This is a genomic window from Microbacterium phosphatis, from assembly GCF_049177115.1.
GTDB lineage: Bacteria > Actinomycetota > Actinomycetes > Actinomycetales > Microbacteriaceae > Microbacterium > Microbacterium phosphatis.
Map to the genome: position 1 here is coordinate 1,584,723 of NZ_CP185370.1, position 24,036 is coordinate 1,608,758.

Here is a 24,036-nt window from a genome sequence, read left to right on the forward strand (position 1 = left end):
TCTTGGTGACGGTCAGCCATCGCGCGGACGTGCCGCCGCGTCGGTGGCTCAGCCGATCACGCCACAGGCAGTCGCACCGTGAAGGCAGTGCGCCCGGGCTCGCTCGCGACGGAGATCGAGCCGCCGTGCGCCGAGACGATCGCCTCGGCGATGGAGAGACCGAGGCCGGTGCTGCCGGCGTCCCGGTTGCGGGACTGGTCGCCGCGCGCGAAGCGTTCGAAGAGACGCTGGCGCACCTCGGGATCGATTCCGGGGCCGTCGTCGATCACCTCCACGACCGCCTCGTCGCCGTCGACCCGGAGCGAGGTGACGACGCGGGTGCCGGGCGGCGTGTGCGTGCGGGCGTTGCGGAGCAGGTTGGCGACCACCTGGCGGAGCCGGTTATCGTCGCCCGGCACTTCGATGGAGTCCTCTTCGCGGACGTCGAGCAGCCAGGTGTGGGTCCGGTCGGCCGCGTGCGCGTCGCTGACCGCGTCGATCGCGAGCAGCGTGAGGTCCACAGGCTCGCGCCGCAGGGGCTGGCCGGCGTCGAGGCGTGCGAGGAGCAGGAGGTCCTCGACGAGCTCTGCCATTCGCGAGGATTCCGAGGCGATGCGGTCGAAGGCTCGGTGCTGGGTCTGGGTCATCGGCGCGCCCTCGCCCAGGGAGAGCTGGGCGTATCCGCCGATCGATGCGAGAGGGGTGCGCAGTTCGTGGCTCGCGTCTGCGATGAATCGGCGAAGCTGATCCTCGCTGTGCTGTCGGGATCGCAGGGCCTGTTCGATGTGGGCGAGCAGCACATTGAGCGAGTGGCCGACGCGACCGACCTCCGTCACGGGGTCGGTGTCGGCTTCGGCGACACGCTCGGGGATCTCGACGTCGCCGACGGCGAGGGGCCGGTCGGCCACCCTCTGCGCGACGCCTGCCACGCGGTCGAGCGGCCGCAGCGTGCGGCGTACCCAGAACGAGAGTCCGACGAGCACGAGCAGCAGGGCGACCGCGGCGACGCTGAGCAGAATGATGGCGAGCGCGGAGGTCGTGGCGGCCACGTCCTCGAGCGAGATGCCGGCGACCACTCTCTGACCGTCTCGCTCCTGCGCGGCGAGGCGGAACTCTCCGAGCGCTTCCCCGAGATCGACGCTGGTGGGTGTGCCCTCCCGCAGGCCGGCCGAATCGATCGCGGCCAGCTGAGCGGCATCGAGCGACCGCTCCTCACCGTCGTCGCCGGTGTAGCTCGAGTCGACGACCGATCCGTCGGCGTCGTACACCACATGCAGGGCTCCCACGCGCGGCGCGGGCCTGTCTCCTGACCCGCCGCCCGGCTGCGTCGGTCCGCCTGGCATGTTCTCCTGGCTGATGCGGGTGATCTGGAGGGTCTCCATCACCTGTGCGTCGAGGCGGTCGTACACGAATGAGCGCAGCGCCAGCGAGGTCACGACGCCGGTGACGAGAAGCGTCAGTGCAACGAGCGCTCCGGTGCCGACGACGAGCGTGCGGCGCAGGGTCCAGCGGGTCATTACGGGGTCTTGATCGTGTATCCCACGCCGCGCACGGTGTGGATGAGCGGATCACCGAGGGTGTCGATCTTCTTGCGCAGGTAGGAGATGTAGATCTCCACCACGCTCGATGTGCCGCCGAAGTCGTAGCTCCACACCTGATCGAGGATCTGTGCGCGGCTGAGGACCCGGCGAGGATTCTGCATGAGGTAGCGGAGCAGCTCGAACTCCTTCGCGGTCAGCTTGATCGGCTCGCCGGCGCGCGCGACCTCGTACGTCTCCTCGTTGAGCGTCAGATCTCCCACACGCAGGACGGTGTCGACCGCGGCGGCAGCGGCGACATGGCGACGCGCCATCGCCCGCAGCCGGACGACGACCTCCTGCAGGTTGAAGGGCTTCGTCAGATAGTCGTCGCCTCCGGCGCTGATGCCGGCGATCCGGTCCTCGACGGCGTCCTTGGCGGTGAGGAACAGGACGGGCACGTCGTTGCCGGCGTCGCGGATCCGGCGCAGCACCTCCATGCCGTCGATGCCGGGCATCATGATGTCGAGCACCAAGAGATCCGGAGCGAACTCCCGCACGAGGTTCAGGGCCTCCTGACCGTTCCCGGCGGAGCGCGCATCCCAGCCCTCGTTATCCAGGGCCATACGCAGGAGATCGCTGAGGTTGGCCTCGTCGTCTACGACGAGCACGCGGATCGGCGTCCCATCGAGGCGGGTGAGAGGTGTGGGTCGGGTCATGCTCATCAGCTTTCCTGGTTCGAGGGGGGAAAGCGACCGTGCGGCGCGCGGCGCCACACGGTCGCGGGGGTCAGGGGGCCTGACCGGGGTCGTCGTCGGCGGTGCCGCCGGGTGCGGAGGGTCGCTGTCCGCCGCCCGGCATGCCGCCTCCCATACCGCCCCCCGCGAGGGCTTCGCCCGTCGTGGCGGTCGTGGACGCGGTCTCGGTGGTGACGGTGTACTCGTCACCGGCGATCAGGTCCGCGGACGAGAAGATGACCGTCTCGAAGTCCTTGGCCGCGGTGTAGGTGGCAAGAACAGCCCCCTCGGCGTCGCTGATCTGGACGATGTCACCGGCGCTCCCCGCGGTTGCGGCCGCGATCCAGGACTGCGCGGAATCCGCATCAGGGGACTCGGCCATGCCTGCGCTGCCGAGCGCGATGAGCGTTCCGCCGGCCATGTCGAACCCGCCGTTGCTGTCGAGCGCGCCGTTGCCCTGACTGGTCGGTCCCGACACGACGATGTCGCCGCCGGTGACCGATACGGAGCCGTTCGAGTCGATTCCGTCGCCGCCGGCATCCACGGTGAGGGTTCCGCCGGAGATGGTGATCGTCTCGCCGGTGTCGGCCATGCCGCCGCCTCCCATGCCGCCTCCCGGACCGCCCTGCCGCTGATCCGTCGGCGCGTCCGAGGCGGTGCCGGTGGCCGCGGTGTCCTGCGTCGACCCGCCGCTCCCGTTCAGGCCGTCGTCGGAGGCGGTCACTGAGACCGTTCCTCCGCCGATCACGATGTCCGTCGCCTCCAGACCCTCGTTGGACTTCGCGACCGTCACCGTGCCATCCGTGATCTCCATGGTCGCCTCGGCGTGGATGCCGTCGTCGCCGGCTGACACGCTCACGGCGCCGCCCGCGATGCCGATCGACCCGTCCGAATGGAGAGCGTCGTCCGTGGCGGTGACGTCGAGGTCACCGCCGCCGACCGCGATGACCACGCCGGCGGTGATGCCCTTGGCCGACGCGTCGCTGTCGGCGGTGTCGCCTTCGGCGGAGAGGGTGATGGCTCCGCCGGTGATGACCGCGTCGGTCGTCGCCGCGATGCCGTCGTCGCCGCTGGTGGCGGTCAGTTCGCCGGCGGCGATCCAGACATATCCGTGGGTGGTGTCCTCGTCATCGTCGCTCTTGAGCGCGTCGCCTCCGGCGGCGAGGTCGAGGGTGCCTCCCGACACGACGAGCGCATCCTTCCCGCGGAGAGCGTCGTCGGCGGCGTCGACGGTGATCGATCCGCCGATGACGGCGAGGTCGTCGGTGCTGGCGATGCCGTCGTTGCCGTTGCCGATGACCTGAAGCGATCCGGTGCCCGAGATGGTGAGGTCGGCGTCGGCATAGATCGCGGCGTTGGCGTCGGCGGTGTCGTCATACGACGACGCATCGGAGACGCTGTTCTTCGTTCCCTCCGCGAGGGAGATCACCACGTCGTCCGCGGTGGTGACGCTGATCGCCGGACCGTCGGCGTTGGAGATCGTCGCGCCGTCCAGGACGAGGACGACCTGGGCGTCGTCGGGCGCGGCGACGACGACGGACCCGTCGAGCTCCCCTCGAAGCCTGTACACACCGGCCGCGGTGATGGTGAGCGTCGCGTCGTCGATCGTCACGCCGTCGCCGGATGCGGTGGCGGTGGATCCGTCGAGCGCGATGTCGACCGCCTCGGTGTCCGACCACTGGTCGTCCGCGACGACGGTCGCCTCATCGTTCGCGGCCAGCACCGCCGCGGTGTCGAGGTCGGTGTCGATCTCGGCGGATGCCGTCTGGCTTGTGGTGGCCTCGGCGGGCTGCGCGAGTCCGCTGGTGCCGGCCGCGGCGCAGCCGGCGAGCACGACGCCGGCGAGGGCCAGCGGCAGGATGGGCAGGATCAGGCGGCGGCGCATGGCAGCTCCCTTGTTCGGGTGTGGAGGGTGGATCGGTCGGCGCCGGCGAAGGCGCCGCGAAGAAGTCGGTCCCAGCGGTTGCGGGGGAGATCGGGCCGGAGAGCCGCGAGACCGGTGGCGTACTTGCTCACCGACACGGGACGGTGTCCGGCTCGCCACAGCAGCCGATCGACATCCGAAGGGCACGACGGCGACTTGGTCTCGACGATGGCGACCTCGGGCAGGGCGAAGCCGTCGTCGCCTGGGCGATCCCAGCGCAGGTCGGTGTCCACCGTGGCGCGAGCCGTCGCATCGGGGGCGAGCAGCGTGGTGCGGGAGTACCGGGTGACGAGTGTCGCCTGCAGGTCGGCGGCGCGGCGCACGTCGACGCCGATCGCCTCGAAGGCGGTGGCCACCTCGTCGCGGGCGTTGTCCGTGAGGACCGAGCGCGAATCGAGGTCGTACTCCGAGCGCTCCTTGACGGTCATCCCGCGGGTGCCGCGCGTCTTGATCTCGAGGAAGGCGGTGTCCGTGTCGAGGTAGGCGCGGGTGCGCAGCTTGAATCGGCGGCGCCGCGGCTGCGCGGCCATCCGGAAGCTCAGCAGGTCCGGGGTGTCGAAGTACACCGACTCATATGAGAAGCCGCGCGCGCCGTCGATCTCGAGGACGCGGGTGCGCTCGTCCATCGTGCGGAGGATCTCGACGAGTGCTCCGCGCGGCACGACGTACTTCCGATCGACCCGCGACAGCAGGGCGGCCTCTGAGACCATCTCGTCGAGTGTCACGGCGCCGAACCGCTCGAGCACGTCGACGTCACCGGTCATCGCAGTGCCCCGACCGGACGAGGCGCGTCGGCGACGTGGGAAGCGGCATCCGTGCGAAAGCGGACGTCGACCAGTGTCGTGTCGTTCACCAGGTCCAGCTCCTGAACCGTCAGCGAGGTCACGGTGCCGCCCAGTCGCTCGCCGATCAGGGCGCGCAACCGGTCCTCGTCGGGCTCGGCGCGGTCAACACGGACGATCTGGTGTCGACTGCGGGCCATCAGCTGGGGATGGTCGGCGATCCACAGAACAGCCAGGATGAGAGCGATCAGCGCGGTGACGGGTGCGATGTCGGTCGTCGGGAGTCCCGCCATCAGCCCCATCGCGAGCGCCGCGAAATAGTAGGCGACCTCTCGCTGGGAGATCTCGGACGAGCGCAGCCGGATGATCGAGAGGACACCGAAGAGCCCGAGCCCCAGTCCGAGGGCGACCTCGGCGGTGCCGAGGACGCTGGCGACGGCGAGCACGCCGACGTTGACGCCGAGGAACGCGACGACGAGGTCACGGCGTCGATGCCGACGGTAGTAGAGGGCGACGCTGAGGATCACGGCGGCGACGAGGTCGATCGCGATCAGCAGGAGGGAGGGGATGGTCATGGGATTCTCCGTGTTGTGTTCGTTGCTGAGACCATTCGAATCAGCGCACCTTCACCGTTCCTAAGAGGCGCATTGACGTCGGATTCGATGTCCGCAGGCTCACGCGGCGCGAAGACGACGCTTCGCTGCAGCAGATAGCCGAGAGTCAGGAGCGCACTCTCCGTAGCGAGCTTCGCCAGGATGACGGGCAGGCCCATCTGGGTCAGGGCACTCATTCCCGCGACGTTCGTCGCGAGCAGGACCAGGGCGAGCCCTGCGTAGCGCGCCGCCGCGCGGGAGCCGCTTACGGCATCCGCGGTCGGCGCGAACACCACGCGGCGGTTGACGACGAAGTTGAGCGAGGCGCTCACCAGTCGCGCCGCCACGATGGAGGGGACCAGCCACCCGGTGAGCGCGGTGAGCAGCAGCAGGACGATCGTGTCGACGGTGAAGGCGAGCAGCGACGAGGCGGTGAACAGCAGGAGCGGAAGCCCGATTCGGCAGGTGTCGACGAGCGGCCGGAAGTGACTCGTGTCGTTGTCGCCGAGGTACACCGTCTCGATCGGCACCTCGCGAGTCCGCCAGCCGGCTCGTCGGCACCGCAGCAGCACGTTCTGCTCGTACTCGAACCGGTCGCCGCGTTGCGAGAGCATCCACGGCAGCATCGCGGCGGGGATGCCGCGGAGTCCCGTCTGCGTGTCCGACAGGCGCCAGCCGGCTGCCACCTGGAAGAGGGCGCGCGCCGCGACGTTGCCCGCCCGACTGCGCAAGGGGACGTGCGGCCCATCGAAGACCCGGCAGCCGAGGACGAGCGTTGCGCCTTCCTCCGAGGCGGCGGCGCCGATGCGGAGGATGTCGGCGACGGTGTGCTGCCCGTCCGCGTCTGCCGTCACCACGTCTTCGCCGGGATGCGCACGCAGGGCCTCGGTGAAGCCGGTGCGGAGGGCGGCCCCCTTGCCGCGGTTCTGGGGGTGCACGAGGATGTCGGCACCGGCCGCACGCGCACGAGCGAACACGGAGGCGTACTCCGGACCGCTGCCGTCGTCGACCACGAGGACGACTGCAAGCCCCGCGAGCGCTTCGACGAGGTCGACGAGCACTTTCCCCGGCTGGTAGGCGGGAACGAGAACGATCACGGCATCACTCCGCGATGTAGAGGATGTCGCTGGTGCCCCGCTCGCCGCCGTTGGAGGGCCGGTTCACGACCTCGCCATCGAAGAACATCGTGGACGAGCCGCCCCCGTCGAGGTTGTACGCCGTCTGCGCACCGAGGTCGGTCATGATCTGCGCGAGCTCGGTGAGGGTCGCGCCGCGGCTGTATCCCTCCGCGCGTCCATCGACGACGACGAAGACGAGGTGGTTCTCATCGATGACGCCTACCGCGGTGCGCGGCTGCTCTCCCTGTATCGAGTGGTTGCCGACGTTGGTGTCTACCTCGACGTCCTCGATGCCGCCGACCGCGGCCCCGTCGAGCACGAGGGCGGGACCGAAGCTCAGCGTGTTCCACACACCGTCGGCGACCAGCACGTCCGCGGTCGTCGTGGTCTCGTCGTAGACCTGGACGGTGCCGTCCGTGTAGAAGGCGAGGCCGGCACGCGCGGGGGAGTCGCGGTAGACGACGCCGTTGCGGATGAGGATGCCGCTGTCGCGGAACCCGTAATAGTCGCCGTTGATGGCGAACACCGCGTCGTTGTCCTCCGCGATCCCACTCGTGGTCTCCGTGACGTTCTCGCCGTACTGATCCTTCGCGAAGGCCGACCGCAGGCGTGTGGCCTCGGAGAGGACGACATCGGCGACGTAGTACGTGAGGGTGTCGTCGCCGGATCCGCTGACCACCTGCGAGACGGTGACGCTGGTCTCACCGTCGGAGTAGGTGTCGCCGTCGACAGCCCCGGTCTCGGTGACCGTCGTGCCCGTCGGGTCCACCGACGAGTTCTCCGCCTCGTAGCTGGAGACGTCACTGATCTCGACGTGCTCGATGAGGAAGCGATCGGTGGCCCACGCAGTCGCCCCCACTGCCGTCAGGGCAAGGGCGAGGCCACCGGCGAGGAAAGCGGTTCGGAGCGGGCGTCGGGATCTGGTCTTTGTTGGCATCCCTCAGGAATACGGACCGGATTTCGGAGCGACACAACAGGTTCCTGAGAAGCGGATAAGTGACCACTCGTCTCTGGCGTCACGAGCCGCTCACGAGACGGCTTCGTGCAACGCTTGTGGCATGGCTCCTCGGGTCGTCGCCGTCCATTCCAACGCCGCGCACACCTTCAGCAAGGTGGTGCGTCCGTCGATCACGCTCCTCGAAGGGCTCGGCGTCGAAGGCGATGCGCACTGCGGTGCGACCGTGCAGCATCGCTCACGAGTCGCCGCCGATCGGTCGCAGCCGAACCTTCGACAGGTCCACCTGATTCATGGAGAACTGTTCGAGGAGCTGCGTGAGGGCGGTCACATCGTCGGCCCCGGGGAACTCGGCGAGAACATCACCACGTTGGGCATCGACTTGCTGTCATTGCCCGTCAGCGCTCGACTGCACTTCGGCGAGGCGGTTGTGACGATCACGGGTCTGCGCAACCCGTGTCAGCAGATCCACGCTTTTCAGTCAGGCCTGCTCAAGCAACTGGTCACGAAAGACGACGAGGGCGAGGTCGTCCGGCTCGCCGGGGTCATGGGCATCGTCTCCCGCAGTGGGCTCGTCGCCGCCGGAGACCCGATCGCCATCGAGCTGCCGCCGCCACCGCACCTTCCGCTCACGCGGGTGTGACCGCGAGCTCGCGAGGGAGGTCGCGACGACCACGTCGAGGCTCAGGAGCCGACGACGTGCGCGGTCCGCGTGCTCGATCCCCGCAGCGCACTACGCCGCTGGCGGCTGAGAGCCAGCGTCCGGAGATCGGCGCAGAGCCAGCACCGTGAGGTCGTCATCCATCTCGCCCGCGGCGGCTCGCTGGACGACGGCCTCGACGACGTCCGCTGCCGGCACGTCCCGGGGCAGCTCGGCCCAGAGGTCCGCGAGATCGTCGACAGAGCCTCCGATCGCGTCGAGGACACCGTCGCTGACCACCAGCAGGACGTCACCGGGCTCGAGCTTCTCGCGTGCGGCGGTGCGCATCTCATCGGGCGCGACGCCCAGGGGGAGCCCATTCGACTCGAGCCTGCGGGCAGCTCCGTCGTGCGTCAGCACCGCCGAGAGCCCGTGCCCCGCGTCCACGTACGCGACCTCGCCCGTCGGTGCATGGACGAACGAGCGGAAGGCCGTCACGAAAGCACCGGTCTTGTCGAGATCACGCGCCATGCCTCGCTCGGCTTCGATGAGCGGCTGCACCACGTCCTCGCCGCCGCCATGCGCGCGCAGCAGGGAACGGGTCGTCGCGGCCAGGATCGCGGCGCCCATGCCTTTGCCCATCACATCAGCGAGCGTGATCACCACGCCGTGGTCGATCGAGTACCAGTCGTAGAAGTCGCCGCCGACGCTCCCTGCCGGGACGAAGCGCGCCGCGAGGTCGTAGCCGGGAACGTGCGGCGAACCCGTGGGCAGCAGCCCAGCCTGCACCTGAGCGGCTCGGCGCAACTCCGCATGCTCGGCGGTCACATCGCGCAGGACTGTCACGACGCCCTCGGCTGGCGCCGGCAGCCGCGTGGCAGTGAAGGTCACAACGCGCTCCGAGGACATCCCTGGCGGATGCACCAGCAGCTCCGTCACTATCGAACCGCGCTCGGGCAGATGCTCGAAGAGCGCGCGATGGTCGCCCTCCAGACGTCGCCCCTCGGGGTCGCGGACGTGCGCCAGGTCGCTGACAACGGGAGTCTCAGCGGCGGTGGTGTCCGGCCCGAACAGCAACCGGTCAGCCGCGCGATTGCGCACGATCGTGCTGCCATCGGGCCTCACAACGCGCACGCCCTCGGTGATCGTGTCGATGATTGTCTCGAAAAGCGACGCCTGCGACTCGGCGTTTCCCCGCGCCGTCGCCAACTCCCGCACGAGCAGCTCACGGGAGTCGCGTTCCGCCGCGAGGGCGAGAGCGATCACGATGACGAGGACGACATAGAGCTGCGCGGCGGCGACCTGGGTGGTGGCATCGCCCACGTCGCCGAACGGCCCGCGACCACGCGCGGTCAGCACGACGATCACGATGGTGACGAGCACTCCCTGGAGCATGACGATGCTCCTCGGCAGACGCACGCCCGACCAGCACGCCAGGGCCAGGAGGGGGAAGACCACGTTGTAGTGCTCTAGCGCGGTGAACCAGAACCCGTAGACGCCCGGCACCAAGATGAGCAGCGCGATCCACTCGATCGGATGCGCGTTCACGGACCAGCCGAGCGACGCGAGGGAGTGGGGTGCGATGCCGGCCCTGCGCTGCCGGATCCAGTCGGCGATGCCGAACCCGAGAGGGCAGAGCGCGAGGATGCTCACGACGTTCCGCCCGAGCCACAGCAGCACGATGCTCCAGTTCCAGGCGCGCCCGGACATCAATGACTCGACCTCGAGCAGTGGGCTGGATACAAGGGGACCGGCAACGGCCGCCGCGATGAACCACCACAGTTCTTTCCGCGTGCGCGGGGAGCTTCCGCGCTCCCGCCACACTCGCCGGCAGCCGTACCAGATGACCCCCGCGCAGACGATCGTCTGCACGGTCGCAGCGAGACCACCGCTGACGGCGAGGATCGTCGTCCCGCCCGTGGCCAGCACGACCACGATCGTGAGGACGGCAATGAGCGCGTAGTCCAGGGCGAACCATGCGCGGCCGGCGCGCGTGATCACCCACAGCACCGATACCGCCGCCGCCGGCCACACGGTGCTGATGCCGCTGTCCGGCAGCAGGGTGAGGCGGCCGGCAACTGCCGTCACAACGTACGCGACGGCGAACGCCGCGATCTTGACCACATCGGCACGACCGAAGCTGCGCGCATGGGCTCCGGTATGGTGCACTGTCCCGCCGTCTCCCACTGCTTCCCCCCGGGTGTGTCGACCCCGCCGAGAGTATCGATGCTTCCGGAATCCCGCAAAGGCCACGACGCGCGCCGGGCGTGGAGCACATCGCATTCCCGGGCGGGAGCGAACCTCGCTGACCATGTCGCGAGGACGATGACCCGGCCCGGGTTGTCGCCGCGCCACGCTGCTTGTCACAACTCCGTGCTCGCCTCGGTCAAGGGAGGTGAACGGCGCTGAGAGACACGCGCCTGCTTCCGAGAATCGAGAGGTGATCTCCATCCCTGCTCGGGTCTCCGGAGTGATCGTCGGATCGATGCTGTTGACCGCGACGCTGATCTACGAGCGCCATCGCATACGGTCGGCCGCCTCCCCGGCTTGAGGGGTGGTCTTGCGGCACGGACGTCCCTGCGGGCGCGTCAGCGAGGGACCTCGACGAGCAGGACGTCGCGCAGTTCGGCGCCGTCGACGATCGCCGTCATCATGGTGCAGGCCGGTTGGCGGCGCCGATCGGTGGGAGAGCCGGGGTTGAGCAGGCGGATACCCGCCGGGGTGACGGTGTCCCACGGGATGTGGCTGTGCCCGAAGACCAGCACGTCGGGTCGACGTTCAGCCGCGAACGCCCCGTCCACACGCCGCTCCCGTCCGGCTGCGGCGCCGGTCTCGTGGACGACCGCCATACGCAGATCCTCTATCTCGGTGGTGGCGACCTCGGGGAGCCGTGCTCGCAGTCCCGCGCCGTCGTTGTTTCCGTAAACGCCGATCAGCCGGACCGCGCGCGCTTCCAGGGCATCGAGCGTCGCCTCGTCCACCCAGTCGCCGGCATGCACCACGACATCGGCGGCGTCCACGGCGCGCCAGACCGCATCGGGCAGCCGACGCGCGCGGAGCGGCACGTGCGTGTCCGACATCAGCAGGAGGCGTGAGCTCATGCGGCCATCCTGGCGTACACCCCCCTGACGCCGTGAGCCAGACGTGCCGTCGACGTCATCCTCGCGGCGGATGACGCGTCGATCCGCAGACCGACGACAGGTGTCCTCGCAGTTCGCACGATGGAACCATGACTTCCTCACGCACCCTCCGCATGACCGCCGCAGCGTCGGTGGCCGCTCTCCTTCTCCTTCCCTCCCTTGCCGGCTGCGCGGCCGCCGAAGCCGCGTTGCAGCAGGAGGCCTCGCACGAGTTCGCCACGCACGACGAGCTCGTCAAGGGCTGGAAGAGGGAGGCGCCCTGGGTCCCTGCCGACGCGCAATCGATTCGCATCCGCGAATCCCTCGCCGGTGAACCGGCATCTCTGGCCGTCGTCAGCGAGAGCGACCTCACCACGGACCTCTGCGCAGAGGTCGAGCGGAAGTCGGCGCCGACCATCGTGCTGGAGAAGACCCCCGACGTCTACAAAATCGATCGCGTCTTCGCCTGCGGCGATTGGGCGGTCGTCGAGACGGACGACGGCTGGTACGGCTGGACTCCTGTGCACCCGGACGAGCGCGCGGCTTCTCCGGCTGGTTGACCCGCCCCCGCGCCCCTCGCGCGCTCGCACGCGAGGGGCTCAGGCGCGGTCGTGCAGCGTCAGGCGGTAGCCGTCCGGATCGGCGAAGGTGAACGTGAGTCCGAACGGTCCCTCGAACGGCGCCGTGACGATGGTGTGTCCGTCGGCCGCCAGCGCGTCGTGGATGTGCTGCACGTCCGTCGCGTGCAGCCAGATCGCCGCGCCGGCCCCCGGCTGAGCGCCTAGGTCGTCGCCTTCGATGATGTCGCGCAGCGCGAACGCGATGGTGCTGGTCGCGAAGACCACCGCGTGCGGAGGCCCGGCGGGAGAGCGGACGAGACCGAGGTACCGCTCATAGAACGCCTGCGAAGCGGCGAGGTCGCGAACCTGAAGCGAGAGGAAGTCGGGTCCGGTGACGGGCATGGATGCTCCTACGGGAAGATGTCAGTTATCTGACATCGGGAGCCTATGTCAGGATGCTGACATGGCGCAAGCGGACAGCATCCACCTCGACACCTCGCTCGGCTACCTGCTCAAGGAGGCTTCGAGCGCCCTCCGCCAGGCCATGGAGGAGGTCCTTCGCCCCATGGGCATGAGCATCACGCACTACTCGTGCCTCGAGCTGCTCGCACAGCGCGCCGGGCTCTCCAACTCGGAACTGGCGCGGGGCGCATTCGTGACGCGGCAGTCGATGAACGTCCTGCTCCGGTCGCTCGAGCAGGACGGCGAGGTGCTTCGCCCGGCGAAAGCCGAGGTCGGTCGCGTGCTGCCGACGCAGCTGACCGATCTCGGACGGGAGCGTCTGCGTGCTGCGACGGCCGCCGTGCGGTCCGTCGAGGTGCGGATGCTCTCCGGGCTCGACGAGGCCGAGCGCGATCAGGCGCTGGTCTCGCTGCGGAAGATGGTGCGCGCGCTGCAGGCGGACTGAGCGCCGGAGGGACTCGTCTGCGGATGACACTCACATCTCGGGGGCTATGCCTCCACGCGGGGCCGCCGCCACGGACGGTCGCGCCACGCCGCGGTCGACCACAGCGCGACGAGCACCAGCACCGGCTGGAAGAACAGACGCCCGAATCGCTTCGCGTCGGTGTCCAGCCCGAAGCCGTCGCGTCCACCGAGCCACTGCGCGATGTTGCCCGGGAAGATCGCGATGAAGAACAGCGCAACCGTGAGCCCGACGAGCACCCGACGGCGAGGCAGCGCGATCAGTGCCGCGCCGAGGGCGATCTCGACCGCCCCGGATCCGACCACCACGAGGTCGGGATCGAGCGGCAGGAGGTCGGGCACCTGGTCACGGAACTCCACGCGGGCGAACGTGAGGTGGCTGATGCCCGCGAAGGCGAGCATCGCCCCGAGCAGCGTGCGCACGATCGTGCGCGCCGGACGCGTCTTCGGTTTCGGCGCGAGGAGCTGCTTCCAGATCCCGCGGGTCTCAGTCATCCGAGACCGTCACGGTCACGTCGATGTTGCCGCGGGTCGCGTGCGAGTACGGGCAGACCTGGTGCGCCGCATCCGCCAGCGCCTGAGCCTCGTCGTGCGGCAGGTCGGGGATGACCACCTCGAGCTCGACGGCGAGCTGGAACCCGTCTCCGCCGTCGGTCTTGCCGAGCTTCACCCGGCCACCCACGCTGGTGTTCTCGATCTTCACGCGCTGGGAGCGGGCCACGGCCTGCAGCGCCGAGTGGAAGCAGGCGGCGAAGCCGGCGGCGAACAGCTGCTCGGGGTTCGCGCCCTCGCCCGACCCGCCCAGCTCCTTCGGGGTGGCCATGGCCAGGCTCAGCGTGCCGTCGGCCGTGCGGACCTGGCCGTCTCGGCCGTGCCCGGTGGAGAGGGCTTCCGCCGTGTAGAGAGCGTTCATCGTGTTCCTTCTTTCTGTCGGGCGGATGCCTGCGCCGAGTCGCGCACGTCATCCATTCCTTCGGTGAGTCGATGCAGGGCCTCGACCAGTCGGTGTGCGGCCTCGATGCTGGGCAACCCCATGCCCCGGGCGATCGCCTCGGGGATGTGGGCGAGCTCCTCGCGCAGCTCGGAAGCCCGGGCGGTGGGGGAGACCACAACGACTCGCTGATCGCGGTCTCCGCGGCGGCGCTCGATGAGCCCCTTCTCCTCGAGTCGCTTCAACAGCGGCGAGAGGGTGCCCGAATCGAGCTGCAGTGCTTCGCCCATCTGGTTCACGGACTGGTCGCCTTCGACCCAGAGCACCACGAGCGCCAGATACTGCGGGTAGCTCAGCGACCACGGCTCCAGCAGCGTCGAGTACGCGCGCGTGGTGGCCCGACTCGCGGAGTAGAGCGAGAAGCACACCATCTGATCAACAGCGGACATGTGCAACAGCGTTGCACGCAATTGAATTGTGCACAACCGATTTCCCGCGCCGCGGGGCTCGCCGTGACAGCGAAGTGCGACCTGCGGCGCATCCGGTGCGCGCGATACGCTCCGGCCATGCATCTGCGTGTGGTCCCCGTCGCTGTCGCACTCGTCCTGTCGGGTGCGCTGAGTGCCTGCGCCCCGAGCCCGGCGGAACCGGATCGGGATGCCCTGCAGGCCTGGGTCCAGGACCCCGGGACGGAGGGCGCGGACGTTCTGGCGTCGCTCACCGCAACGGTGGAGGCAGGCGCCGAGGTCGACGGACCCGGTGACGGCGTCATCGTCGATTTCCCCTCCCCGGTGGCTGTGGACCGCATCGAGTTCACCTGCTTCGGAGAAGCCACCGTGTCCATTGAGGCCGAGATCGCAGGGCGATCCCTTACGCGAGGGGTTGGGGCCGAGGGCGCTCGCTGCGACGAGGGCACGGTCGCGCTCGACGCCGACTACCAGGCTGAGGTCTCGAGCGTCCGGGTGAACGTGCCGCAGACCGACGTCGCGACCGCGTGGCGCGCCACCGTGTACGGCGCCGAGGGCTGAGGGGGCGACACGCGGGGTCGGGCCGGGGGCGGAACAACCCGTGGCGGGAGCGCGTTGACCTCGGGGGTCGCCCTGTGGCGACCATGCAGCCGTATCCCCACGAAGGAAGGCCCGTTATGAAGGCACTCGTCCACCACGCGTTCGGCGACCCCGCAGAGGTCCTCGCTGTCGAGGATGTCCCCACCCCGGATCCCGGTCCGGGCGAGGCGCGTGTGCGCCTCACGCTGGCGTCGGTGCACAACCACGACCTCTGGACGGTGCGAGGCACCTACGGCTTCAAGCCCGAGCTGCCCGCGCGCGCCGGAACCGAGGCCGTGGGCGTGATCGATGCGCTCGGCGAGGGCGTCGACCACCTGCAGATCGGACAGCGGGTCGTCACCGGCGGCACCTTCGGCGTGTGGTCGGAGCAGTTCATCGCTCAGGCCGGCGGACTGATCCCGGTGCCGGAGGCGATGAGTGACGAGGCCGCCGCACAGCTCGTGGCGATGCCCTTCTCGGCCATCAGCCTGCTCGACTCGCTGGGCCTCGAGGACGGGGCCTGGCTGATCCAGAACGCCGCGAACGGCGCCGTGGGTCGACTCGTCGCCCAGCTCGCCGTCGGGCGCGGCATCAACGTCGTCGGCCTCGTCCGGCGGGCCGAGGGCGTCGCCGAGCTCGAGGCGCAGGGCATCGGACGCATCGTCGCCACCGATACCGACGGATGGCAGGAGCGGGTGGCCGCGATCGCCGGTGGCGCGCCGATCCTGGTCGGCGTCGACTCGGTGGGAGGCTCCGCGAGCGGCGATGTGATGTCGCGGCTCGCCGAGAACGGCACGCTGGTCGTGTTCGGCGCGATGGGCTCGCCGACGATGGAGATCGGCTCGGGCGACGTGATCTTCAAGCAGGCGACCGTGCGCGGCTTCTGGGGCAGCAAGGTGAGCGCGGCCATGAGCGCCGAGGACCGCGGACGCCTGATGGGCGAGCTCCTCGCGCGTCTCGCCGACGGCACGATCACCCTCCCCGTGGAGGCGGTTTACCCGCTGGCCCAGATCTCGGAGGCCGCGCACGCGAACTTCGCGCCTGGCCGCGTCGGCAAGATCCTCCTCAGGCCGTAAGGCATCGCCGGGGGCGGGCCTCGCGGTGCGCGAGACCCGCCCCGACGCACGCATCGTGCTCAACTTTAGAACTGATGTTCTAAAGTTGAGCGGTAGGCGAGATCGTGCAGGGGGTGAGCGTGGGATCCAATCGGCGCCATCCTCACAGCGCGGGCGAGCTCGCTCAGCAGCGCGCTCTGCGAGACGCCCGAGCCCGCGGCCCGCTCCACTCCCTGTCTGCCGAGCAGCTGGTGCTGACCTCGCGCGCCGTCACCGTGGTTCCCGATCAGGTGAGGCTCTGGGGCCTGGCATGGCTGCGCTTCGGCGACGTCGACGTGCAGGCGGTCGTGAGGGTGCGGCGCTGGACGGACGATGCCCTCGGCGTCGAGGTCGACATCGGGGGAGAACTGCTGCGCTGCTGGGTCTGGCAGGGCGCCTGCCGACGCCTCGAGGACCGACGCGCCGCGTGGTGAACGCACCCCGCGCCGGCTCGGCCCAGACAGGCCAGCCGGTTTCAGTGGCGGGTGAGGGCGATGACGGTGACGTCGTCGGGGGCGTGGGTGGTGGTGGCGCGGCGCATGGCTTCGCGGATGGCGTCGCGGGGTCCGTGGCGTCGGAGGGTGGCGGCGACGTCGGCGAAGGGGTCTTCCTCGTCGAGGATGTCGAGCAGGCCGTCGCTGCAGCACACCAGCGAGTCGCCGGGGTTGAGGGTGACGGTGGCGACGGTGCGCTTCTCCCAGAATCCCATTCCCAGGGGCAGGCCCGGCATCCGCAGGCGCTCCCAGGATCCGTCGGCGCGGAACACGAACGCGAGGCTGTGGCCGGCGTCGACGTAGGTCACCTCGCCGCTTTCGGGGTTCAGCTCGGCGTGGAAGGCGGTGACGAACATGTCCAGTTCGCGCAGATCCGTCTCCAGCAGCCGGTCGAGCTGTTCGATGGAGGTCGCCAGGGGCCGTTCGGGTGCGGTGCGCAGCGCCGCGCGGGCGGCGGCGGCGACGATGGCGGGGCCGGTGCCCTTGCCCATCACGTCGGCGAGGGTGAACCTCAGCTGCCCCTGGTGCAGGAACATGTCGTAGAAGTCCCCGGCGAGTTCGCCTGCCGGGGTGGACTGCGCGGCGATCGTGTACCCGGGGAGGGTGGGGATCACGTGCGGGGCGAGGGCCCGCTGCACGACGGCGGCGAGGGCGACCTCCCCTTCGCGGGTGATCTCCTTCTGCACCCACAGGGCCAGCTCTTCCAGCAGCTCCCGCTGCCGATCCGACAGCACCCGCGGTTTGGTGTCCAGGATGCACAGCGTCCCGATGTTCTCCCCACCCGGCGCCTGCAGCGGATGACCCGCATAGAAACGGACGTGCGGGTTGCCGAGGACGAACGGGTTCGACGCGAACGCCGGGTCGGTCTCCGTGTTCTCGATGACCAGCGTGCTCTCCTGCCGGATGGTCGCCTCGCAGAACGCATCCTGCCGGGGAGCCTGGCGACCCGCGAAGCCGATCTGCGACATGCTCCACAGACGATCGCGGTCGAGCAGATTCACGCTGACCATCGGCACGTCGAACAGCTCCTGCACGAGATGCGTGATCCGCTCCACGCGCTCATCGCGCGGCCGGTCGACCAGGTCGAGGGCGTCGAGCGCATCCTGCCGGCGGGCCTCGTCGGTGGTCGAGGTCGTCACGCGGGGCTTCCCAGGGGGCGAAGGGTGGGCATCCGACCATCCTATGTGCTGGTATACCACCCGCCCGACCGCGGCTCGTTCCTCGCCGGAGCGATCCTCCCGGACAGTGGCAGTCGGCGCACAGGGGTGGCGCCGCGGGGGCGGATTCGACGCTCCGTCCGTGCCGTGGAGCGCACCTAGGCTGGACGGATGGGGCTGGACGGATGAGGCTGGACGAATGAGGCTGTGGACCCTGCACCCGTCGCTGCTCGATCGGCAGGGGCTCACCGCGGCCTGGCGTGAAGGCCTGCTCGCCCAGGCGGTGCTGCTCGGTCGGACGCGGGGGTACACGCGCCACCCGCAGCTCGACCGCTTCCGCGCTCACACGCACCCGGAGGGCGCGATCGCCGCGTACCTCGCGGCCGTCGCCGCCGACGCCGGCAGACGCGGCTATCGCTTCGACGTCACGCGGATCGTCGAGCAGTCGGACGATGAGCCCGCGATCCCCGTCACCACGGGCCAGATCGCCTTCGAATGGGAGCACCTGCTGCGAAAGCTCGAGGTGCGTTCCCCCGCCGTGCGCGCAGAGGTGGTGGGCGCCGGCCCGCTCGTGCACCCGCTGTTCGTCGCGGTCGCGGGCGACGTCGAGCCCTGGGAGCGCGGCTGACCCACGGCCCCACCGCAAGCCGCCCATCAGGGCAGGATCGTGAGAAGTGTCGGCGCGGCGACGATCGCGTACAGGATCGCCAGGAACACGGCGTGCGTAAGCACGAATCCGAAGGCGATGGTGGCGTTCCCTCGCGTCGTGAAGTGGCCCGCGAGCTTGCGCACGAACCGGGTGGGGCGCATCAGATCCCAGCTGTTGAAGCGGATGTAGCGCCCCAGGTACATGCCGAAGGCGACGAGCACGAGGGTCACTCCCGCCGCGACCCACGATCCGGCGCCATGCAGCGGATCGGCCGCGTTCGGCAGCACGATCGCCACGGTCAGCAGCTGCACAAGCGCGACGTTCGCGAGGGTGTTGAGCACCCCCGACATCGCGAGGGTGAGCACAAGCATGATGTCGTACCAGAGCGGCACGGTCTCATCCTCGCGGCGGTGCGAGAGATTGAGCTCCGTCACCAGATACGCCGAGTTCGGCAGAAGCAGCAGCCACGCCAGCCCGCCGATGACGATCACCGACCACACGGCGACGGGGGAGGGGACGAAGCGGATCGCGGCGAGCAGCAGGAGCACCACCACCGCGAGCATCAGCGCCGGCGACAGCGAGAGCGCGATGTTCAGCAGCATCGGCCGGTACAGGCGGGTGCGGTACAGCGGCGCCCGCACCACTACGAGGATCAGCGCGTAGAGGTTCAGGGCGAGGAGGGCGAGCGCGGAGATCAGCAGCGGCGCGTTCATGCCCCCATCCTGACGGATGCGCGGGCGGCTATTCGGCCGGGCCCCGGGGGATCCGTCATTGCCTCGCGCGGCGGTCCGCGCTAGCGTCGCCCTCGGGGTTGGGAAAGCGCATTCCCGGATCGGTCGAGACGTTTCGCTGCTGAAGCGCGCACGGTGATCCGGCCAGAGAAGAGGGTTCGACGATGAATCTGAACAGACCTTGGATCCGTGCGATCGTGGCGACATCCGCCGCGGCGTGCCTCGTCGCCGGTGGGGGCGCCGCGTTCGCCGCCCCTCCCGGCACGGCGGGCCCCTTCGCGACCGACGCCGTCCCGGAGGGCCTGCCCCAGCTCGAGCAGCTGGACCGCGGCCTGGTGGCGCTGAACGGCCCCGATGGCGTCTACCTCAGCTGGCGCCTTCTGGCTTCCGAGGCGAGGGGCACCACCGGCACGGGCGTGGTGGGCCCCGACTTCGTCGTCTCGCGAGACGGCGTCGAGATCGCGACGGTGACCGACACCACGGACTTCCTCGATGCCGAGGGGTCGTCGTCTTCGCGGTACACGGTCGCGCCCGTCGCCGCCGGCATCGCGGGGGAGGAGAGCGCCGGGGCGGCCCCGGTGGACGGCGATCATCTCACCGTCCCGCTGCAGAAGCCCGCCGACGGCGTCACCCCGAAGGGCGAGGCGTACACATACTCGGCCAACGACACGAGCCCAGCCGACGTCGACGGCGACGGCGACTACGAGCTGGTCGTGAAGTGGGACCCGTCGAACTCGAAGGACGTCTCGCAGGTCGGCTACACGGGAGAGGTGTTCCTGGACACCTACGAGCTCGACGGCACCCTGCTCAACCGGATCTCGCTCGGCCGGAACATCCGGGCGGGTGCGCACTACTCCGAGCCCCTCTCGTACGACTTCGACGGCGATGGTCGCAGCGAGATCCTCGTGAAGACCGCTCCCGGGACGAAGTCCACCCGGTTCGCCGCCGACGGCTCGGTTGCCTCCGAGCAGTTCGTGACGCTCCCGGCCGACGACGTCGCCGACGGCGTCACTCACGACGACGACTACCGGCTGAGCAACGCCGACTACCGCGCGCACCTCGCCGAGCTGTTCATGGGCTGGCAGGACCGCCCCGAGGTGCAGTCCGGCCAGTGGCCGGCGACCCTCGAGGAGGCCTGGGGAGCGCCGGTGACCCACGACTACCCGCTGTCACCGGAGGCCGCCGACGAGCTGGTGACCTACTTCTTCGACGTCTATGCCCCCAGTCGCAGCGCGCGCAACGTGCTCGCCAACTTCGAGGGCTTCATCGTGGACGGACCCGAGTACCTCACGGTGTTCGACGGCCTCACGGGTGAAGAGCTGGAGACGATCGACTATCACCCGGGTCGCGGCGACGACGGCCTGCTCTGGGGCGACTACGCCATGTCCCGCATCGAGCCGGGGAACCGGGTCGACCGCTTCCTCGCGGGCGTCGCGTACCTCGACGGCGATCACCCCACCGCGATCCTCGGTCGCGGCTACTACACGCGCTCGACGATCGCCGCCGTCGACTGGGACGGCGAGCACCTCACCGAGCGCTGGTTCGTCGACAGCGGCCACGCGCCGATGACCAACCCGTTCAACGACGGCCCGCACGGCCGCGACGGGACGGATCCGGAGTTCGGCACCATCACGACGCAGGGCTTCCACTCGCTGAGCGCCGCGGACGTCGACGGCGACGGCAAGCACGAGGTCATCTACGGATCGGCCACCATCGACGACGACGGATCTCTGCTGTACAGCTCGACGGACGTGATGCCGCCGCAGAGCGGGGCGCCGGGCACAACCGCCCGCCTCGGTCATGGTGACGCGATGCACGTCGCCGACATCGATCCGAACCGCCCCGGGCTCGAGATCTTCACCGTGCACGAGGGCGCCGCGTGGGCGCCGTACGGCTACGCGCTGCGAGACGCGGCCACGGGCGAGGTCATCTACGGCGAGTACACCGGCAAGGACACGGGACGCGGCATGATCGGCGACGTCGATCCGACGGTCCCGGGCCTCGAGACGTGGGCGACCCGCCTGCGCGCCGCCGACGGCACGGATCTCGGCGCGTCCCGACTCGGCACGAACCAGTCGATCCGCTGGGCCGGCGACCTCACCACGCAGATCGTCGACGGCGCGGGCGATGCCGAGGTGACGATCAATGATCTGATCCACGGGCGGATGCTGACCGCCACCGGCACCCGCAGCAACAACGGCACAAAGGGCAACCCGTCGCTCGTCGCCGACATCCTGGGCGACTGGCGCGAGGAGCTGGTGGTGCGCACCGCCGACTCCCGTGCCCTGAACGTCTACGTCTCGACCGACCCGTCGCAGCACAAGCTGCCGACGCTGATGCACGACACGCAGTACCGCGCCGAGACCGCGCGTCAGCAGACGACGTACAACCAGCCCGCGTACACGAGCTGGTACCTGGCCTCCGACACCGACTTCTCGAAGACGCCGCTGCTCACGGTGCCTGTCACCCCGCGCGCGCCGCAGTTCCGGGATCGTCCGGGCACCGCGAAGGACACCGTGAAGCTCTTCGCGACGCCGGGCATCGCCTGGTACGTGAACGGCGAGCGGGTGACGGCGCCCAACGGCACCGTCGCGGTCGACGGCGAGGCCGAGGTCGTCGCCGTCGCCACCGCCTGGTACCGGATCGCCGACGGCGCGCAGGCGCGCTGGACCGGATCCTTCGGGCACTGAGCCGGAAACGGATCGCCCCGGTCGTCCGCATCGGCGGCCGACCGGGGCGATCCGTCGTGTCAGCGCGCGGCGCCCTTCAGGGTGCCGGTGACGGGCACGGCCTCGTCGTTGTCGTCTGCCTCGTAGATGAGGCACTGCACCAGCCGGTCGGCGACGGAGGAGTCGGTCCAGCCGGCCTCGGTCGGGGCGAGGAAGAAGTAGTTCAGCACCGACTCCTCGTAGGGGACGCCCACGAACTCGGCGAATGCGCTGTAGCAGCCCTCATCGGCGTCGGTGTTCAGGGCGTCGTCACCCGGCCACTCGTCGCCGGTGAGCTCGAACTCGTGGAAGATCTCCTGGGTGTGCGGCTCGTCGCACGGGACGACCGACGCCTCCGACAGCTCGCCCTCGTCGCCGAGGTTCAGGCAGTCGCCGACCTGCAGCTGGAAGACGTCGTACTCGCCGCCCTCCTTGACCTGATTCGTGTCCTCGTCGCGGTCGGGTGCCCCGCCGCCGAAGAGACCGGAGACCGCGGAGCAGCCGCCGAGGGCGAAAGCCAGCGCGATCGCGCCGGCCGCCGCCGAGATCCGAACCGAGTGAGTGCGCGTCATGCCGCCACAGTAGCGCCGCCGCCGACGCGGATCGAGAGAGCTCAGCCCTCGAGGTCGTCGACGCCGGGCATCCAGCTCGCGCCGGGCTTTCCCCACCCGCGCTTGCGCGCGATCTTCGCGGCGAGCTTCGCGTCGGATCCGGTGAGGCGGTCGACGTAGAGGATGCCGTCGAGGTGGTCGAACTCGTGCTGCATGATGCGCGCACGCCAGCCGTCGACCTCGATGCGCACCGGAGCACCCTCGAGGTCGATGCCCGTCACGAGCACCCGCTCGGATCGACGCAGCGCGAAGCGCTCACCCGGGAACGACAGGCAGCCCTCGGACTCCTCGTCCTCATCCGGCTCTCCGGGGATGAGCGGCACCATCCACAGCTCGGGGTTCAGGATCTCGCCGCGCCAGGGACGACCCTCGTCGTCCTCGTACGAGTAGGTGTAGATCCGCAGCGACACGCCCACCTGCGGGGCGGCGAGGCCCACGCCGGGGGCGGTGTCCATGGTTTCGTACATGTCCGCCACGAGGGTGCGGATCTCGTCCGTGATCTCCTCGACGGGGGCGGCGGGAGCGTGGAGGGCGGTGTCGCCCATGATTCGGATCGGAAGCACGGCCATGCCTCCAGCGTACTTCTGCGCCCGGAGGCTACCCTCGGAGGGTGCAGTGGGGGATCATTCAGCGAACGCTCGAGGCCTCGACGACCGTCGGCGTCGAGGACATCGGCGACCAGCTCGTCGGCGCCTTCTACAACCCGGGGCTGCTGCTGGGCATCCCTCTGGCTCTCGCCGGCGCGGTGTTCATGTCGCTCGGCGCGCAGTATCAGAGCCAGGGCGTGCGCAAGGTCGAGAAGATGTCCGGCGCGGGTGCCGACAAGGGCCTCGGCGCGGGACAGCTCGTCCGTCTGCTCACCCGCCCCTCGTGGGTGGTGGGCACACTCCTGCTCGCCGTGGCCATCGTGTGCCAGATCGCCGCGCTGACCCGGGCGCCGCTCATCGTCGTGCAGCCGCTGGGCGCGGTATCGCTGGTCATTACGACCCTGCTCAACGCCCAGATCTCGGGCCATATGCCCACGAAGAAGTCGCTCACCTCGATCGGCCTGTGCGTGGGCGGGATCTTCCTGTTCGTGATCGTGGCGGCGCTCTTCGCCGTCGAGAAGCCGATCACGCAGCACGAGCTCTACACCGTTCTGGTGATCCTGCTGGTGGTCATCATCCTGCTGGTGGTCGCGTGGCTCGTGCTGCGGAACAAGATGGGCGCGCTGTTCTACATCACCGCCGCCGGTGTACTCTACGGCTTCGTCGCCACCTTCGCGAAGATCATCATCAGCAAGATCCAGCAGGGCGAGTTCTGGGACGGACTGACGATCGTGTGCGTGGTGGCCCTCATCGCCGCGGCGGCCGCGGGCGGCTACTTCGTCCAGACCGCCTACGCCTCGGGCCCGCCCGACCTGGTCATCGCGGGGCTGACGGTCATCGACCCCATCGTCGCGGTGCTGATCGGCGCCATCGTCCTCCGCGAGGCCTCCCAGGTGCCGTGGTGGGCGATGATCGTGTTCCTCATCGCCGGCGCCGCGGCCGCGCTCGGGGTCATCCTGCTGGCGCGCCATCACCCGCAGGTGGTCAGCGAGAGCCAGGAGATCGGGATCGCCCGCGGTCACGACGAGGGCGTCGACCGCGCCGCGCGCGAGACCGGCGAGCCGGTCGCCCCCGCAGGCGAGACGGCGCTCGATCAGCTGCGCGCGATGCGCGACCCCGACGATCTGCTCGACAGGCGCAACCCGCCGGAGGGCGACGCCGACCCGAGATAAGCTCGGTA

General features: G+C 69.7%; 26 protein-coding genes. 9 read left to right on the forward strand and 17 right to left on the reverse strand.

Going from position 1 to position 24,036, the window contains the following annotated elements:
• Positions 1-56: 56 nt before the first annotated feature.
• The 7 genes from ACOKGD_RS07495 to ACOKGD_RS07525 all read right to left on the reverse strand — a co-directional run bounded on the left by ACOKGD_RS07495 (position 57) and on the right by ACOKGD_RS07525 (position 7,587).
• Positions 57-1,496: a sensor histidine kinase gene (locus ACOKGD_RS07495; RefSeq protein ID WP_342334790.1), complete on the reverse strand. Its 1,440-nt coding sequence runs from the start codon at positions 1,494-1,496 to the stop codon at positions 57-59.
• The gene (locus tag ACOKGD_RS07500; RefSeq protein WP_342334789.1) at positions 1,496-2,221 is read right to left on the reverse strand and encodes a response regulator transcription factor; all 726 of its coding nucleotides are present in this window, start codon (positions 2,219-2,221) and stop codon (positions 1,496-1,498) included. The genes ACOKGD_RS07495 and ACOKGD_RS07500 overlap by 1 nt, the downstream gene beginning before the upstream one ends.
• Positions 2,222-2,285: 64 nt before the next feature.
• The gene (locus ACOKGD_RS07505) at positions 2,286-4,118 is read right to left on the reverse strand and encodes a carbohydrate-binding domain-containing protein (protein ID WP_342334788.1); all 1,833 of its coding nucleotides are present in this window, start codon (positions 4,116-4,118) and stop codon (positions 2,286-2,288) included.
• Positions 4,103-4,921: a polyphosphate polymerase domain-containing protein gene (locus ACOKGD_RS07510; protein WP_342334787.1), complete on the reverse strand. Its 819-nt coding sequence runs from the start codon at positions 4,919-4,921 to the stop codon at positions 4,103-4,105. Before ACOKGD_RS07510 ends, ACOKGD_RS07505 begins: the two co-directional genes overlap by 16 nt.
• Positions 4,918-5,514: a DUF4956 domain-containing protein gene (locus ACOKGD_RS07515; RefSeq protein WP_342334786.1), complete on the reverse strand. Its 597-nt coding sequence runs from the start codon at positions 5,512-5,514 to the stop codon at positions 4,918-4,920. The genes ACOKGD_RS07510 and ACOKGD_RS07515 overlap by 4 nt, the downstream gene beginning before the upstream one ends.
• Complete coding sequence (locus tag ACOKGD_RS07520; protein WP_342334785.1) at positions 5,511-6,629, reverse strand: bifunctional glycosyltransferase family 2/GtrA family protein; 1,119 nt, start codon at positions 6,627-6,629, stop codon at positions 5,511-5,513. The genes ACOKGD_RS07515 and ACOKGD_RS07520 overlap by 4 nt, the downstream gene beginning before the upstream one ends.
• Positions 6,630-6,633: 4 nt before the next feature.
• The gene (locus ACOKGD_RS07525) at positions 6,634-7,587 is read right to left on the reverse strand and encodes a phosphodiester glycosidase family protein (protein WP_342334784.1); all 954 of its coding nucleotides are present in this window, start codon (positions 7,585-7,587) and stop codon (positions 6,634-6,636) included.
• 121 nt (positions 7,588-7,708) lie between these two features.
• On the opposite strand from ACOKGD_RS07525, the gene ACOKGD_RS07530 reads away from it, so the two are divergent.
• The gene (locus ACOKGD_RS07530) at positions 7,709-8,248 is read left to right on the forward strand and encodes an MOSC domain-containing protein (protein WP_342334783.1); all 540 of its coding nucleotides are present in this window, start codon (positions 7,709-7,711) and stop codon (positions 8,246-8,248) included.
• A gap of 90 nt (positions 8,249-8,338) precedes the next feature.
• On the opposite strand, the gene ACOKGD_RS07535 is transcribed toward ACOKGD_RS07530, so the two are convergent.
• Together ACOKGD_RS07535 and ACOKGD_RS07540 are read right to left on the reverse strand one after the other, a co-directional pair.
• Positions 8,339-10,369 (reverse strand): SpoIIE family protein phosphatase, encoded by a 2,031-nt coding sequence (locus ACOKGD_RS07535; protein WP_421355033.1) that lies wholly within the window; start codon positions 10,367-10,369, stop codon positions 8,339-8,341.
• 464 nt (positions 10,370-10,833) lie between these two features.
• Positions 10,834-11,346, reverse strand: a complete 513-nt coding sequence (locus ACOKGD_RS07540; protein WP_342334781.1) for a metallophosphoesterase family protein — start codon at positions 11,344-11,346, stop codon at positions 10,834-10,836.
• A 128-nt stretch (positions 11,347-11,474) separates the two neighbouring features.
• Between ACOKGD_RS07540 and ACOKGD_RS07545 the strand changes: the two genes are divergently transcribed.
• The gene (locus ACOKGD_RS07545) at positions 11,475-11,924 is read left to right on the forward strand and encodes a hypothetical protein (protein ID WP_342334780.1); all 450 of its coding nucleotides are present in this window, start codon (positions 11,475-11,477) and stop codon (positions 11,922-11,924) included.
• A 39-nt stretch (positions 11,925-11,963) separates the two neighbouring features.
• On the opposite strand, the gene ACOKGD_RS07550 is transcribed toward ACOKGD_RS07545, so the two are convergent.
• A complete protein-coding gene (locus ACOKGD_RS07550; RefSeq protein WP_342334779.1) occupies positions 11,964-12,326 on the reverse strand; it encodes a VOC family protein in 363 nt (120 codons plus the stop codon).
• Positions 12,327-12,387: 61 nt separating this feature from the next.
• Here ACOKGD_RS07550 and ACOKGD_RS07555 point away from each other — a divergent pair, with 61 nt between their 5' ends.
• A complete protein-coding gene (locus tag ACOKGD_RS07555; protein WP_342334778.1) occupies positions 12,388-12,831 on the forward strand; it encodes a MarR family winged helix-turn-helix transcriptional regulator in 444 nt (147 codons plus the stop codon).
• Positions 12,832-12,875: 44 nt separating this feature from the next.
• On the opposite strand, the gene ACOKGD_RS07560 is transcribed toward ACOKGD_RS07555, so the two are convergent.
• From ACOKGD_RS07560 to ACOKGD_RS07570, 3 genes are read right to left on the reverse strand one after another with little or no spacing between them, the layout of a single operon-like run.
• Complete coding sequence (locus tag ACOKGD_RS07560; RefSeq protein ID WP_421355034.1) at positions 12,876-13,343, reverse strand: DoxX family protein; 468 nt, start codon at positions 13,341-13,343, stop codon at positions 12,876-12,878.
• Entirely contained in the window at positions 13,336-13,761 is a 426-nt protein-coding gene (locus ACOKGD_RS07565; RefSeq protein ID WP_342334777.1) for an organic hydroperoxide resistance protein, read from the reverse strand. The genes ACOKGD_RS07560 and ACOKGD_RS07565 overlap by 8 nt, the downstream gene beginning before the upstream one ends.
• Positions 13,758-14,228, reverse strand: a complete 471-nt coding sequence (locus tag ACOKGD_RS07570) for a MarR family winged helix-turn-helix transcriptional regulator (RefSeq protein WP_342334776.1) — start codon at positions 14,226-14,228, stop codon at positions 13,758-13,760. The genes ACOKGD_RS07565 and ACOKGD_RS07570 overlap by 4 nt, the downstream gene beginning before the upstream one ends.
• A gap of 117 nt (positions 14,229-14,345) precedes the next feature.
• Between ACOKGD_RS07570 and ACOKGD_RS07575 the strand changes: the two genes are divergently transcribed.
• The 3 genes from ACOKGD_RS07575 to ACOKGD_RS07585 all read left to right on the forward strand — a co-directional run bounded on the left by ACOKGD_RS07575 (position 14,346) and on the right by ACOKGD_RS07585 (position 16,353).
• Positions 14,346-14,807, forward strand: coding sequence for a hypothetical protein (locus tag ACOKGD_RS07575; protein ID WP_342334775.1), 462 nt, complete (start codon positions 14,346-14,348; stop codon positions 14,805-14,807).
• Positions 14,808-14,923: 116 nt separating this feature from the next.
• On the forward strand, positions 14,924-15,901 hold the full coding sequence (locus ACOKGD_RS07580) for a zinc-binding dehydrogenase (protein ID WP_342334774.1): 978 nt from the start codon (positions 14,924-14,926) through the stop codon (positions 15,899-15,901).
• Between the two features lie 119 nt (positions 15,902-16,020).
• A complete protein-coding gene (locus tag ACOKGD_RS07585; RefSeq protein ID WP_342334773.1) occupies positions 16,021-16,353 on the forward strand; it encodes a hypothetical protein in 333 nt (110 codons plus the stop codon).
• Between the two features lie 41 nt (positions 16,354-16,394).
• Here the strand turns inward: ACOKGD_RS07585 and ACOKGD_RS07590 are convergent, their stop codons facing one another.
• On the reverse strand, positions 16,395-17,552 hold the full coding sequence (locus tag ACOKGD_RS07590) for a PP2C family protein-serine/threonine phosphatase (RefSeq protein WP_342334772.1): 1,158 nt from the start codon (positions 17,550-17,552) through the stop codon (positions 16,395-16,397).
• A 217-nt stretch (positions 17,553-17,769) separates the two neighbouring features.
• Here ACOKGD_RS07590 and ACOKGD_RS07595 point away from each other — a divergent pair, with 217 nt between their 5' ends.
• Positions 17,770-18,198, forward strand: a complete 429-nt coding sequence (locus tag ACOKGD_RS07595; protein ID WP_342334771.1) for a pyrimidine dimer DNA glycosylase/endonuclease V — start codon at positions 17,770-17,772, stop codon at positions 18,196-18,198.
• Positions 18,199-18,224: 26 nt separating this feature from the next.
• On the opposite strand, the gene ACOKGD_RS07600 is transcribed toward ACOKGD_RS07595, so the two are convergent.
• A complete protein-coding gene (locus ACOKGD_RS07600; protein ID WP_342334770.1) occupies positions 18,225-18,932 on the reverse strand; it encodes a DUF1361 domain-containing protein in 708 nt (235 codons plus the stop codon).
• Positions 18,933-19,114: 182 nt separating this feature from the next.
• Between ACOKGD_RS07600 and ACOKGD_RS07605 the strand changes: the two genes are divergently transcribed.
• Entirely contained in the window at positions 19,115-21,640 is a 2,526-nt protein-coding gene (locus ACOKGD_RS07605) for a rhamnogalacturonan lyase (RefSeq protein WP_342334769.1), read from the forward strand.
• 59 nt (positions 21,641-21,699) lie between these two features.
• Here ACOKGD_RS07605 and ACOKGD_RS07610 read toward each other — a convergent pair whose 3' ends face one another.
• Together ACOKGD_RS07610 and def are read right to left on the reverse strand one after the other, a co-directional pair.
• Positions 21,700-22,230 (reverse strand): septum formation family protein, encoded by a 531-nt coding sequence (locus ACOKGD_RS07610; RefSeq protein WP_342334768.1) that lies wholly within the window; start codon positions 22,228-22,230, stop codon positions 21,700-21,702.
• A gap of 41 nt (positions 22,231-22,271) precedes the next feature.
• The gene (def, locus tag ACOKGD_RS07615; protein ID WP_342334767.1) at positions 22,272-22,838 is read right to left on the reverse strand and encodes a peptide deformylase; all 567 of its coding nucleotides are present in this window, start codon (positions 22,836-22,838) and stop codon (positions 22,272-22,274) included.
• Positions 22,839-22,879: 41 nt separating this feature from the next.
• Between def and ACOKGD_RS07620 the strand changes: the two genes are divergently transcribed.
• The gene (locus ACOKGD_RS07620; RefSeq protein ID WP_342334766.1) at positions 22,880-24,028 is read left to right on the forward strand and encodes a DMT family transporter; all 1,149 of its coding nucleotides are present in this window, start codon (positions 22,880-22,882) and stop codon (positions 24,026-24,028) included.
• Positions 24,029-24,036: the final 8 nt, after the last annotated feature.

Bases quoted from the DNA above. Each gene is read 5' to 3' on its own strand.
- ACOKGD_RS07580 (WP_342334774.1), top strand. From the start codon at position 14,924: ATGAAGGCACTCGTCCACCACGCGTTCGGCGACCCCGCAGAGGTCCTC.
- ACOKGD_RS07570 (WP_342334776.1), bottom strand. From the start codon at position 14,228: ATGTCCGCTGTTGATCAGATGGTGTGCTTCTCGCTCTACTCCGCGAGT.
- ACOKGD_RS07540 (WP_342334781.1), bottom strand. From the start codon at position 11,346: ATGAGCTCACGCCTCCTGCTGATGTCGGACACGCACGTGCCGCTCCGC.
- ACOKGD_RS07515 (WP_342334786.1), bottom strand. From the start codon at position 5,514: ATGACCATCCCCTCCCTCCTGCTGATCGCGATCGACCTCGTCGCCGCC.
- def (WP_342334767.1), bottom strand. From the start codon at position 22,838: ATGGCCGTGCTTCCGATCCGAATCATGGGCGACACCGCCCTCCACGCT.
- ACOKGD_RS07500 (WP_342334789.1), bottom strand. From the start codon at position 2,221: ATGAGCATGACCCGACCCACACCTCTCACCCGCCTCGATGGGACGCCG.
- ACOKGD_RS07560 (WP_421355034.1), bottom strand. From the start codon at position 13,343: ATGACTGAGACCCGCGGGATCTGGAAGCAGCTCCTCGCGCCGAAACCG.
- ACOKGD_RS07550 (WP_342334779.1), bottom strand. From the start codon at position 12,326: ATGCCCGTCACCGGACCCGACTTCCTCTCGCTTCAGGTTCGCGACCTC.
- ACOKGD_RS07545 (WP_342334780.1), top strand. From the start codon at position 11,475: ATGACTTCCTCACGCACCCTCCGCATGACCGCCGCAGCGTCGGTGGCC.
- ACOKGD_RS07605 (WP_342334769.1), top strand. From the start codon at position 19,115: ATGAATCTGAACAGACCTTGGATCCGTGCGATCGTGGCGACATCCGCC.
- ACOKGD_RS07530 (WP_342334783.1), top strand. From the start codon at position 7,709: ATGGCTCCTCGGGTCGTCGCCGTCCATTCCAACGCCGCGCACACCTTC.
- ACOKGD_RS07610 (WP_342334768.1), bottom strand. From the start codon at position 22,230: ATGACGCGCACTCACTCGGTTCGGATCTCGGCGGCGGCCGGCGCGATC.
- ACOKGD_RS07495 (WP_342334790.1), bottom strand. From the start codon at position 1,496: ATGACCCGCTGGACCCTGCGCCGCACGCTCGTCGTCGGCACCGGAGCG.
- ACOKGD_RS07510 (WP_342334787.1), bottom strand. From the start codon at position 4,921: ATGACCGGTGACGTCGACGTGCTCGAGCGGTTCGGCGCCGTGACACTC.
- ACOKGD_RS07525 (WP_342334784.1), bottom strand. From the start codon at position 7,587: ATGCCAACAAAGACCAGATCCCGACGCCCGCTCCGAACCGCTTTCCTC.
- ACOKGD_RS07575 (WP_342334775.1), top strand. From the start codon at position 14,346: ATGCATCTGCGTGTGGTCCCCGTCGCTGTCGCACTCGTCCTGTCGGGT.
- ACOKGD_RS07555 (WP_342334778.1), top strand. From the start codon at position 12,388: ATGGCGCAAGCGGACAGCATCCACCTCGACACCTCGCTCGGCTACCTG.
- ACOKGD_RS07600 (WP_342334770.1), bottom strand. From the start codon at position 18,932: ATGAACGCGCCGCTGCTGATCTCCGCGCTCGCCCTCCTCGCCCTGAAC.
- ACOKGD_RS07505 (WP_342334788.1), bottom strand. From the start codon at position 4,118: ATGCGCCGCCGCCTGATCCTGCCCATCCTGCCGCTGGCCCTCGCCGGC.
- ACOKGD_RS07595 (WP_342334771.1), top strand. From the start codon at position 17,770: ATGAGGCTGTGGACCCTGCACCCGTCGCTGCTCGATCGGCAGGGGCTC.
- ACOKGD_RS07565 (WP_342334777.1), bottom strand. From the start codon at position 13,761: ATGAACGCTCTCTACACGGCGGAAGCCCTCTCCACCGGGCACGGCCGA.